The sequence below is a fragment of the Blautia sp. 1001283B150304_161114_C9 genome (genome assembly GCF_015668165.1).
Classification (GTDB): Bacteria; Bacillota; Clostridia; order Lachnospirales; family Lachnospiraceae; genus Blautia_A; species Blautia_A wexlerae.
Window position 1 is genome coordinate 98,883 of record NZ_JADPGO010000005.1, and the last position, 11,320, is coordinate 110,202.

The 11,320-nt window shown below is 40.8% G+C and carries 11 protein-coding genes and 1 pseudogene; 1 reads left to right on the forward strand and 11 read right to left on the reverse strand.

The window, feature by feature from the left end; all coding sequences use genetic code 11:
* Positions 1-53: 53 nt before the first annotated feature.
* Positions 54-227, forward strand: coding sequence for a hypothetical protein (locus I4V44_RS04195; RefSeq protein ID WP_196002377.1), 174 nt, complete (start codon positions 54-56; stop codon positions 225-227).
* Here the strand turns inward: I4V44_RS04195 and I4V44_RS04200 are convergent.
* The 11 genes and pseudogenes from I4V44_RS04200 to I4V44_RS18105 all read right to left on the reverse strand — a co-directional run.
* Positions 220-1,692: an N-acetylmuramoyl-L-alanine amidase family protein gene (locus I4V44_RS04200; RefSeq protein ID WP_196002378.1), complete on the reverse strand. Its 1,473-nt coding sequence runs from the start codon at positions 1,690-1,692 to the stop codon at positions 220-222. The two genes, I4V44_RS04195 and I4V44_RS04200, sit on opposite strands and share 8 nt — an antisense overlap.
* Before the next feature lie 351 nt (positions 1,693-2,043).
* Positions 2,044-3,030, reverse strand: a complete 987-nt coding sequence (locus I4V44_RS04205; protein ID WP_196002379.1) for a diaminopimelate dehydrogenase — start codon at positions 3,028-3,030, stop codon at positions 2,044-2,046.
* A 192-nt stretch (positions 3,031-3,222) separates the two neighbouring features.
* Positions 3,223-3,870: a DnaJ domain-containing protein gene (locus I4V44_RS04210; protein WP_022381072.1), complete on the reverse strand. Its 648-nt coding sequence runs from the start codon at positions 3,868-3,870 to the stop codon at positions 3,223-3,225.
* On the reverse strand, positions 3,863-4,708 hold the full coding sequence (locus I4V44_RS04215; RefSeq protein WP_026648621.1) for a DUF5685 family protein: 846 nt from the start codon (positions 4,706-4,708) through the stop codon (positions 3,863-3,865). The genes I4V44_RS04210 and I4V44_RS04215 overlap by 8 nt, the downstream gene beginning before the upstream one ends.
* A 53-nt stretch (positions 4,709-4,761) precedes the next feature.
* A complete protein-coding gene (locus I4V44_RS04220; RefSeq protein WP_022381070.1) occupies positions 4,762-5,172 on the reverse strand; it encodes a hypothetical protein in 411 nt (136 codons plus the stop codon).
* Between the two features lie 36 nt (positions 5,173-5,208).
* Positions 5,209-5,718, reverse strand: coding sequence for a flavin reductase family protein (locus I4V44_RS04225; RefSeq protein WP_119253864.1), 510 nt, complete (start codon positions 5,716-5,718; stop codon positions 5,209-5,211).
* A 125-nt stretch (positions 5,719-5,843) separates the two neighbouring features.
* Positions 5,844-7,046, reverse strand: a complete 1,203-nt coding sequence (locus I4V44_RS04230; RefSeq protein WP_196002380.1) for a class I SAM-dependent rRNA methyltransferase — start codon at positions 7,044-7,046, stop codon at positions 5,844-5,846.
* Between the two features lie 457 nt (positions 7,047-7,503).
* Positions 7,504-8,118: a GNAT family N-acetyltransferase gene (locus tag I4V44_RS04235; protein WP_243280199.1), complete on the reverse strand. Its 615-nt coding sequence runs from the start codon at positions 8,116-8,118 to the stop codon at positions 7,504-7,506.
* Entirely contained in the window at positions 8,108-9,703 is a 1,596-nt protein-coding gene (locus I4V44_RS04240; protein WP_243280201.1) for a DUF1002 domain-containing protein, read from the reverse strand. The genes I4V44_RS04235 and I4V44_RS04240 overlap by 11 nt, the downstream gene beginning before the upstream one ends.
* A 112-nt stretch (positions 9,704-9,815) precedes the next feature.
* Complete coding sequence (locus I4V44_RS04245) at positions 9,816-10,370, reverse strand: manganese efflux pump MntP (protein WP_008705613.1); 555 nt, start codon at positions 10,368-10,370, stop codon at positions 9,816-9,818.
* A 678-nt stretch (positions 10,371-11,048) separates the two neighbouring features.
* Positions 11,049-11,320 (reverse strand): annotated as a pseudogene (locus tag I4V44_RS18105) (recombinase family protein); the annotation flags it as partial.

The window sequence follows — 11,320 nt, forward strand, 5'->3', positions numbered from 1 at the left end:
ACCACTATCCCGAGACATACAAGCCAAAATTCCATTGCCGCAGGCAATCTGGAATGAATTTTGGCTACGTTACTGTGAACGGAGTGGACAGCAACGTAGCAGGACTTCACGCTATAGTGGACTGGATTGTTTGCATTATTTATGAAATTACTACAGAACGCAAAAAAGAAGCAGCCTCCTCATTCGAAAGCTGCTTCCATTTTCTTAACTATTCATTTCTCAGCTAAACAGATCTGCAAGGATCTGGTCTGCGGTCATATTCATATATCCATCCGGATCAGAAAGCGTACTTCTGTTCCATCTCAGATAATTACCTCTTCTGATATAGTTACCAGATGAAGTATGATAATCATATTTGGTATATCCCGGATATCTTGACATATACTTCTGTGCCAGTGCAATCGCCTGACTGGAATAACCACCGGACGGAGTAGGTGTACCTGCAATCTGAACACCTGCATTCGGGGTAGAATGCACGATCACTGCACTCTTATCAGCACACTGTCCGAGAATGATCCATGTATGTCCACTGTCATATCCCACATCTCCGGGATATACTGTCCAGTCATCACTTGCCAGATTCGCCTGAGTGAGAATACTTCCCCAGCCCATGGACTTATAATAAGAACCAATCTCACCGGAAACTACTGTATATCCGCTTCCTACACCGGACTTACTCTGCATTACCTGATAAGCTGACCATCCTACGAAACCGGAACAGTCAAAACCTTTTGCTCTGTTGGCTGTGCTGAGATCTCTGTAGTTATTGTAATCATAACTGCTGCTCTGACTGTTATAGAAATCAATCATTGTCTGACTTGTTCCTTTTCTGGTGGAATCATTCCATCCGCCACCCCATACGTACAGAGCCTGACCAACAGGCTGTAATGCACCTGCCAGATAATTCTTGATTGTTCTGGAACCGGTCGGACTTGTAGTATTGCTCAATATACCATTGGAATTAAAATGGTATTTCTGTCCATCAATTGTTACATCTCCGGTAGCCATCACACCGGTTTCCTTATCAAAATAATACTTATTTCCATCAATTGTCGTCCAGCCTACAGCCATCTTGCCGCTGCCTGTATTAAAATAATATTTTTTTCCGTCGAGTGTCTGGAAACCTTTTGCCATAATTCCGTCTTCAGTTTCAAAATATCTGTATTCATTGCTGGAATTCTTTGTCCAGCCGGTAAGCATATAACATGCACTTGTAAAATACCTGGTATTTTTCTTACTGTCTGTAAGGAATGTCTTGCAGGCAGCCACTCCACTGTTACTGTAGAAATAATATCTCTTTCCCTTCAGTGTCAGCCATTTCGTCTGCATGAATCCAGTAGATGGATTAAAATATCTTTTCTGATCCTTTGAATCAGTGACCCAGCCTGTCATCATGATACCAGCCTGTTTACTGAAATATCTCTTTCGTCCTTTACTGTCAGTAACCCAGCCCTTTACCTGAACACCGGTCTTTGTGTTAAAGTAATATTTCTTTCCTTCAAGTTCCAGCCAACCCTTCTGTTTAGAGCCATCTTCATTTATGTAGTATGAATCTCCGTTAATAGTTACAAAACCTGTTTTCGTTGCAGCCTGTACATTTGCCGCAGTAAAATACATGGAAACTCCCACAGCAAAAAACAGCAGAAACAGAAGTGCCCCCCAGATTTTAAACTTCCTGTTTACGTTTTGCATACATACCTTCCTTTTCTTTTTTCATTATCAGAGCGTGTCTGAAAAGTATGAATCGTGGGTATCGCTCTGATATCTCACATACTTCTCAGATACGCTCTAAAGTTTAACAAAGTTTTTTACAATGTTATTACGTTTCTATGACTCTATTATATTACACTTTAAATATCCCGTCAACAGACAAGTAAAATTCTGTTAAACATTCACTAATTTTTCACAGTCTGTTCCATAAAAAAAGAGACAAAGTACACAAATACTTTGTCTCTTTTCACAAGATAACACTGTGAAATATAACCTGTATACCTGTTTTCTCTTTATTTTTTCAACAGACAGAATATTATCTTATATCCCTGATCACAACAGATGCTTTCTTAATTCAGCACCATCAGCAGCACATAAATAAGCAGGTGCCACATCAAATACGGTCTTCGCACCACTCTGTCCTTCTTTATTCATACGATATGCAGCTCTTGCATATGCAACAAGTACAGAAGATGTAAACTCCGGATTGGAATCCAGCTTCAGACTATATTCGATCACATGATTGTTCTCATCATTCCAGCCCGTTTTTCCGGATCGGATCACGAAACCGCCATGTGGGATTCCACTGTGATCTCGCTTCAGTTCTTCTTCAGAAATAAAATGTACAGTTGTGTCATAGTCAGAGAAATAGTTAGGCATAGTCTTGATATCATTCTCAATCTGTGCCAGATCCGCACCTTCCTCTGCAACTACAAAGCATTCTCTTGTATGTTTCTGTCTTGTTGTAAGATCCGGATTTTCTCCGTTTCTCACTGCTTCCAGTGCTGCTTCAACAGGAATTGTATACTGTTTTGCATCTTTTACACCTTTGATACGGCGTACTGCATCTGAGTGTCCCTGGCTTACACCCTTGCCCCAGAATGTATAATCCTTTCCGTTTGTAAGGATTGCATTTGCATAGAGACGGTTCAGTGAGAACATTCCCGGATCCCAGCCCACTGAAATAATTCCGATATGACCGCTTTCTTTTGCAGCTGCATCTACTGAATCAAAATGCTCAGGAATTCTTGCATGTGTATCAAAGCTGTCAATTACATTAAACATCTTCGCATATTCCGGTGTCTGTTTCGGGAGATCTGTTGCACTTCCGCCACAGATGATAAGTACATCGATCTTATCTTTCATTTTTTCGGCATCATTGACAGAATATACCGCTGCTGTCTCTGTAAGGATTTTAACAGTTTCCGGAGCACGACGTGTAAATACAACAACAAGCTCCAAATCCGGATTATGTTTGATTGCGCACTCTACACCGCGGCCAAGATTGCCGTAGCCTAAAATACCAATACGAATACTCATTATGATTTCCTCCTGTAACCTTAATTATATGTTCGCAACTGTTGCATATCATTACAGTTGCACATTATCACTTTACTATAGTAATATTTTCACTTTTAATTGTCAATCCAATTATTACCAAAATTCCATTGCCGCAGGCAATCTGGAATGAATTTTGACTACGTTGCTGAGAACGGAGTGAACAATAACGTTTTAGCAGCAAAATATGCCGCTTCCCGGGCAACACAAACTGCATGCCATATTTGCCAGGCACAGCTTCATACAATAATCATCACCGCCTGTCGGCATACCTCCAAAAGGATTCTGCATCTCCTGATACCAGTTTCCTCCGCCTTCCATCTGCTGCAAAACCATCTGATACTGTACATTATCCGGTTCCAGACGGATAGCCTGCTTAATATCATTCAATGCATTTACGTTATTTCCAAGTCCCATGTTTGCCATGGAAGACAGATAATACCACTGTCCGTTCCTCTGTGAAAGTGACTGCAGAACATTCATAGCCTCACGATAATGACCGCTCTGGATATAATTGGCTGCCGCCTGCCTGCGCATAGACTCTTCATCCTGATAGCCAGAGTCTGCCTGTCCGGAAAATCCGCCAAAACCACCGTAATTATTGCTGCCATAATTCCCGTAATCGATTCCCTGCTCTCTTTCCTTCATAATCTGCTCATAAGCCTGCTGAACCTGCTTAAATTTCTCCTCAGCCTGTTCTTTATTCGGATTGTCAATATTGGCATCCGGATGATACTTTCTGCTCATCTTACGATATGCCTTCTTCACTTCCTCATCGGATGCATCTCTGGAAATCCCCAGTATACTGTACGGATCAATCATTATCTTTCTCTCCTGCTTCTTTTCTCTTCTTATGTATCACCTCAAACCGACACCATACCCCTGAGTAAAGAATATTTCTCAAAATATCAGTGTATTTTATAATAGGAAGTTTCTCAAACTCCCTGCAGGTCTGCGCCATCATCATAATCAGAATCCGGCGTACCTGCTCATCGAACCCTTCTATTATATATTGTTCTGAAAAAGGATTGTAATTTTTATTTTTTATATCCTCTTCCACATCATCGTATGCATCCAGAAGATAAATAAATTTGCCAAGAAAAAATCCCATTCTGCGCAGAGTATCTTCCCATACATCCTGCTTCCATGCAAAAATCTCTTCCATAATTTTTCCGAAACAGCCCGCCATTTTGTCAATGTCTTTTTCTCCGGATTTCTCCATCTCAGACAATTCACTGAGAAGCTTCTGTATTCTTCGGGATTTATCCGGATATTTCTGATCCAGTTTTTTCACTTTTCCCTGAAGAACTTTTGAATAACCAAGAGCAGTTACTTTTTTTTCATCCTCCCAGTCGTCCCGGCATTTATAATAAGTAAGAAGTACATTCATATCTGCCGCATATTCTGTCACTGTATTTCTTCTGACCGGCTGTTTACAGACCGGATGAATGATACATCTTGTGCTTCCCTTTTGTGTGGGCGGCTCATAAAGCGCACTGAGAAGAATCACCACAAATGTCATATCATAAGTCAGAGAAATCTGTCCTGATATTCCATATTTACTTTTGAGTTCTCTGCACAATCCACAGTAAAAGGATCTGTACAGATCAAAATCTTTAAACTTGATTTCAGGCTTATTCATTACTATATAACCAAACATAATTCCTCCAGCCCATAACTTATGATGATCTGCCAGAGCGTGTTTGCAGCAAATCAACGTCTTTTGATAAACTTCTCATGACATTTCGGACATTCAATCTCTACCTTCTGTCCTTTTCCTCTGGGAATACGAATTTTCTGTCCACAACCCGGGCAGGTATAGATATGATGTGTTTTTCTCTGCTCCATCATATTTTTCTCTCTGGTAAACCGGCTGCGGATTTTCTGAGTATATCCCAGATATTTCTGGTTTTCCGCATATCGTGCAGAGATATTTCTGGAAAGGATTCTGAAATATGTATAAATGATAAGAATAAATCCAACTGTATCCAGAACGCCTCCGGCTGCGTTTTGTCTCATAAAAGAACCTACAACAATGACGAAAAGTGCCACACCGAGAGTGAATCTTGCAAAATTATCCACTCCATAACGCCCCTGCATGAATCTGTTTAATTTGTCTTTCATTAAACTACCTCTTTTTTACTGTTTGTAATGCATTTTTTACTCTCTGACAAGAACTTTCAGGATCTCTGCAATATACATGGTATGGTAGTCTTTCTGCGGATACCACTTACCGTCGTTTTCCCCGGCATCAAAGCATTCCGGTTTAATCTCATCATGATACATTTTTTTGCAGATCATGATCATGTCAGCTTCTTCAATTCCGGCTGTTCCGTCTGTAAAGTAAGGAGTCAGTCCTGCTTCTTTAATCTTGTTATCCGCATTTTTTCCGGAAACCTTTCCGCAATAATTTAATGCCTTGCGATACTCTTCTCCCAGAACAGAAATTGTAAATGTATCTTCCCTGTCCACAAATTCCTTGGTGTATCTCTGAGGACGGATATACACTGTCACTGCGTTCTTTCCCCACATAACACCCATTGCACCCCAGCTTGCTGTCATGGTATTGCATTTTTCTTCATTTCCGGCTGTGATCAGCAGCCATTCCTTTCCAATCTTGGTAAATGGATTCATTGTCAGTTCTTCTGCTTTTACTTCTCTGAAACTCATAATATTATTTCCTCTCTTTCTTTATTCTCAAATATCCGGAATCCTCTGCTCTGTTACAGAAATCCCTGTTTTCTCAAAAATCTTATCGTGCAAGTACACTCTGGCTCTGATATCATATTATATAATTATCTGTCATTGCATACCTGGAAGATATAGAACTTCAGATAATAAGACTCATCTGCCGCCCACAGGATTGGATGATCCGGTGCCTGTGTCCTGTATTCTACCTGGCGAAGTCTTTTATGTACATTCTTTGCTGCCTGTCCGATGGTTTTGGTAAATAATTCATAGTCCATAAAATGAGAACAGGAACAGGTTGCAAGAAAACCTCCGTCTTTTACCAGTTTCATGGCACGCAGATTAATCTCTCTGTATCCTTTTACTGCATTTTTAATAGAATTTCTGGACTTGGTAAATGCAGGAGGATCAAGAATTACAACATCAAATTTCTCACCTTTCTCTTCCAGCTCAGGGAGCAGTTCAAAAACATCCTCGCAAATAAATTTCACATTGTCGGATAAACCATTCAATGTCGCATTAGCGGTTGCCTGATCTACTGCCAGCTGAGAGGCGTCCACACCGGTTACGCTCGCAGCTCCTGCAATTCCCGCATTCAGTGCAAAAGAACCTGTATGTGTAAAGCAATCCAGAACTTTCGCATTCTTACAGAGCTTCTGAATTGCAAGCCTGTTATATTTCTGATCCAGGAAAAATCCTGTTTTCTGCCCGTCTTTTACGTCAACTTCATATTTTACACCATTTTCTTCAATCTGCACAAGTGTTGGAAACTCTGGTCCTATAAAACCCTTAACCATTTCCATTCCTTCCTGTTTGCGCACCTTCACATCGCTTCTTTCGTAAACACCGCGAATAGTGATCCCATCTTCTGCCAGGACTTTCCTGAGGAGTTCTACGATTGTTTCTTTAAAACGATCGATCCCCAGAGCCAGTGACTGAACTACCAGTACATCCGAAAATTTATCCACCACAATTCCCGGAAGGAAATCTGCCTCTGCAAAAATCAGACGACAGCATCCTGTATCTACCACTTTCTTACGATATTCCCATGCATCACGTACACGCTTCTCCAAAAGTTCTTCATTAATATCAACATTTTCATCTCTTGTCATAAGACGTACCGTAATCTTAGAATTAGTATTAATGAACCCTCTTCCCATAGGATATCCGTCAAAATCATGGACAAGTACAATATCACCGTTCTCGAAATTTCCCATGACTGTATCTATCTCATTATCAAAAATCCACATTCCGCCGGATTTCAGAAGTTTTCCCTCTCCCTTTTTCAGAGTTACTACTGCCATTCCCATTCGTATTTCTCCTTGTATTTTTTATGTTTATCTTTTGTCAATTATATGACTCTGTTTTCTATAGCAGCCCTCATAAATAAGTTACTGTTCACTCCGTTCCCAGCAACACGCTTCGCGATGCAGGAAATATGAACCTCCTTGTGCAATGCCCAAGGAGTATCGTTTGCTTCGCAAACTTAATTTATGCTAATCGCATAAATTCGCGCAGTATGTCTCGGGTTTTCTGTGACCTTCGCTCACAAAAAACACCTCGCGGGATACTACCAGTGAACAGTAACATAAATAATGCATTTAAGACAGTTTCAGATTTCACACTCTGATGGGCCGGATTAAGATTCATTATTTACGAGGATTGCTATAATCACATCATTTTATCACATTCATCTCATTTTTTCCATACATAACAAAAAGCAGCCGGCAAAATCACAAAAATTTCACCAACTGCTTTCCATTGCTATTATTGTTTGCTGCTTTTCACAACCTGTGCAGGGGACTTCCCTGATTCGGTTAAATCCTTAAGAAGGATACATCTTGGCAGACCTCCGTAACAGAGTGCCGTTCTCTTAACTTCATATCCATGGCTTTCCATATTATGTCTGCTGAACTGATTATCCGGATGTATGGTGCACATCAGATAATAATATTGGTCTGTATCCAGCAATCTCTCCGCTTCTTCCAGCATATGCCCCTGCAGCCCGTTTCCCCTGTATGCACAACACACAACTGCCGAATCCATGACTGCAACATGGGAAAGCTGTTCCTCATCAAAATCAAGATAAGTTCCCAGATTATCTTCCCTGTTTTCAGGATATTTAATAAGGAAGAAACCCGCAACAGAACCATTTGCTGTCTGTGCCACGATCACAAATCCCTGTTTTTCTATATGTGTCCTGACATATTCCTCATCATCAGATACAAACCAGTCCGGATGCTCTTTATCATTCTTCGCTTCATGCATAACAGCCATGATCTCATCCACATCTGTCATCTCTGCTTTTCGTATCCTGAACAATACCTTTGCAGAACCATCCTTATTCTCTGAAATCTGCATGATGCTTTGATTATTCTGCATTTTCCTCGCCGCCTGCAGTCTCTGTGGAATCTGCATCCGTTGTATCATAAGTCTCTGTGCTTTCTCCGTAGAGTTTCTCAAAGAATTTCATTGTTTCATTATATAAGGTCTGTCTGTCATCATCTGAAAGTTCTCCAAGTTCCGGACTTGCCTGTGCATCTGCACTTAATCCGAAGATTTCCTTCATGGACTTATCTACCATATTGAGCTCTGTGCTCATGTAAATCTCTGTTCCATCTGCCTGATAAGAAGCTGTGCCTTCTGTAAGAATTTTCAGATATGCCTTCTCCACATTCTTAGCAAGAGTTGCACCATTTTCAGCATCAAGAGTTACGGAAGCTGTTGCTGTTTCATCTTCCATAGCTGTTGTAAGAGCAGTGGTATCGCCTTCATATTCTCCCTTGCAGAAATTCTCAGCTTTATCAAACATGGCCTTCTGATCTTCTGTCAGTGCAGAAGTATCCAATTCATCTGATGTGGTATCATTTTCTGTATCATCTGTTCCTTCATCGGAGTCTGTATCACCTTCATCTGTATTTCCAAGCGTACTGTCATCTGTAGTTTCATCACCATCCGGCTCCTGCGGTTCCTCTGTTTCGCTGAGGTCTCCGTCACTCTGATCGTCCCCGTCGTCCTCAATCAGACCTGAATCCTCCTCCAGCGATGGATTCTCTGTGGAACTCTCTACGATATCTCCGCCTAAAGCACTGTTATCCACATTGTTCAGGATATCATCACCATCCGCGGAATCACCTGCATTTACAGTGTCATCCTCTTCATCATCAATATCACCAAGCTCATCATTATCACCGGATGTATTCTGTTCTACCTGCTCCAGTGTTGCTTTTACATCATCATAATTGTACTCCTGCTGTGCAATCTGTTCCAGAAGCTCTACGATCTTATTAATCTGGTCAGAATCCAGATTTACATTATTCTGCTGAGCAACATTTACTACGATATTATAGATATCATCCACATTCTGGACATTATCTTTGATAACCTGTATCTTGGAGTTATTCATAACAGTAGTTGCATCATTCTTTCCAACCTCATCAGCCAGATTTCCTGTTACTACCATTTCCTCTGTAGCAAGTTCTTTCTTCGTGCTGTCAAGCTGCTCCCCTGTAGCTGTCTCATACGCCATCTGAATACCTGTAAGCGCTCCGGTTCCGGATACCTCAAACGGGCAGGCTGCTACCACTTCACAGTTCTTGACACCTGATGTGGAAAGTGACGTTGCGATCATGTTACATGTTACCCAGTTAAGATTGGCTGTCCTTACTTTGATACCGCCTGACTGAGTCGGCTTTACATATGCACAGCTCACTGTTCTGGTTCCGATCTGCTCTAACGGTACATAAGCACTCAGATGATCTCTCTCATCCTGATTAGTGATAGTGAGAATCTGTACCTGGTTACTGTCTACATTAAAATATTTCATCATTGTATTCTTCTGGTCCTGAGTAAGATCAGCTCCCAGCGTCACAACCTTCACTGAATCTGCCATTGTCGGTACAGCAGTTCCTGAAAGTACCAGACATGCACTGCATAAAAGTGCTGCTGCTGTTTTTACTTTTTTCATAATAGAAACCTCCCTGATATGTTATTTAAATTATTCAGGCGGATAATCATTTCATGCCTGTTCATTGATAGTAGTATTATAACACGTTTGCGTTGAGATTTGTAATTATTATTTATATCATTCCCAGTCCTTCCAGCAGGATTTTTGTACCTATGAGGATAAGGATAATACCTCCGCATAATTCCGCTTTGGATTTGTATTTCATTCCGAAAAGACTGCCTATCTTTACCCCTGCTGCTGAACAGACAAAGGTGATCACACCGATAAAGGATACTGCTGATACGATCTCTACTTTCAGAAAAGCAAATGTCACTCCCACTGCCAGTGCATCAATACTGGTAGCCACTGCAAGGATGAACATGGATTTTATATCCATATCAGCATTTACATGTTCTTCCTCTTTCGATTCTTTGATCATGCCGGCACCAATGAACACCAGAAGGACAAAAGCTACCCAGTGACTGTATCGAGTAACCTTATCTGCAAAGAATCGTCCGCCAAAATATCCCACAAGGGGCATTAATGCCTGAAATCCCCCGAACCATGCGCCTGCGATACACATATGCTTTGCATTGATTCTGCCCAGGGAAAGGCCCTTACAGACAGATACTGCAAATGCATCCATAGACAGGCCTATCGCCAGTATAAAAAGTTCAAAAATATTCATGTGTTTTTTGCTCCTTTTCCTGTATAAAATAATTTTTCAGTAACATAGAACCCTTCCCTGAAGACTTTTTTATGTTATCTGAACTGCTATAATATTCCTACAGCATAAAAAAAGAGACACACAGACAGCTGTTTTAACTGTCCATGAGTCTCATCGTTTACTGTAATACCGGGTGCATATGGCACCATTATGTCGATAGTACTACACACTCTTCAAAACATATCTGAAAAATGTTCCGGAATATGCCGATTACTCCCTCGCGGAGAATGACCTTATTTTATCATATTGATCTATATTTATCAAGTAGATTTTTTGTCAGTCTGGAGCTCATAAGCACCACCTCGTTACTGTTCACAGCAACACGCTTCACGATGCCAAAAATATGCACCTCCTTGTCAACAAATATCAATCATGTATTGACTCAAATGATGATTCTTTAAATTCCAGTCATCAGTTTCCCTGACATACGTTGACTTATATGGCGATTCTTCGAATTCCAGTCATATGCTTTCCCGATATTCGTTGACTTATATGGCGATTCTTCGAATTCCAGTCATCTGCTTTCCCGGCATTCGTTGACTTATATGGCAATTCTTCGAATTCTAGTCATCAGTTTACCCGGCATTTGTTGACTTATATGGCGATTCTTCGAATTCTAGTCACCTTCTCATCCAGTTTTTATTCTAGTTTAGACAATAAAGCGCAACTTTCAACGGTACTTTCGTTGTCCCAACAAAGTTCCTGTGTCTCCCTGTCTCCAAAATACACTGGAAAACAGAACTTTATGTGCTTCAGGAATCTGCCATCTGGCTGCTCCTGCTCGTAAATGTCCACCTGTTCCACAAAGCTGTTAAGAAATTCTTTCTTCTCCAGGTCGGTGAACTTATCATATAGTTTATCAAAATATAAAAGAAATTGATAGACGTTTTCTTCTGATATTTTCTGTTGCC

Bases quoted from the DNA above. Each gene is read 5' to 3' on its own strand.
- I4V44_RS04210 (WP_022381072.1), bottom strand. From the start codon at position 3,870: ATGATTGATCCGTACAGTATACTGGGGATTTCCAGAGATGCATCCGAT.
- I4V44_RS04225 (WP_119253864.1), bottom strand. From the start codon at position 5,718: ATGAGTTTCAGAGAAGTAAAAGCAGAAGAACTGACAATGAATCCATTT.
- I4V44_RS04220 (WP_022381070.1), bottom strand. From the start codon at position 5,172: ATGAAAGACAAATTAAACAGATTCATGCAGGGGCGTTATGGAGTGGAT.
- I4V44_RS04205 (WP_196002379.1), bottom strand. From the start codon at position 3,030: ATGAGTATTCGTATTGGTATTTTAGGCTACGGCAATCTTGGCCGCGGT.
- I4V44_RS04230 (WP_196002380.1), bottom strand. From the start codon at position 7,046: ATGGGAATGGCAGTAGTAACTCTGAAAAAGGGAGAGGGAAAACTTCTG.
- I4V44_RS04215 (WP_026648621.1), bottom strand. From the start codon at position 4,708: ATGTTTGGTTATATAGTAATGAATAAGCCTGAAATCAAGTTTAAAGAT.
- I4V44_RS04245 (WP_008705613.1), bottom strand. From the start codon at position 10,370: ATGAATATTTTTGAACTTTTTATACTGGCGATAGGCCTGTCTATGGAT.
- I4V44_RS04195 (WP_196002377.1), top strand. From the start codon at position 54: ATGAATTTTGGCTACGTTACTGTGAACGGAGTGGACAGCAACGTAGCA.
- I4V44_RS04235 (WP_243280199.1), bottom strand. From the start codon at position 8,118: ATGCAGAATAATCAAAGCATCATGCAGATTTCAGAGAATAAGGATGGT.
- I4V44_RS04200 (WP_196002378.1), bottom strand. From the start codon at position 1,692: ATGCAAAACGTAAACAGGAAGTTTAAAATCTGGGGGGCACTTCTGTTT.
- I4V44_RS04240 (WP_243280201.1), bottom strand. From the start codon at position 9,703: ATGAAAAAAGTAAAAACAGCAGCAGCACTTTTATGCAGTGCATGTCTG.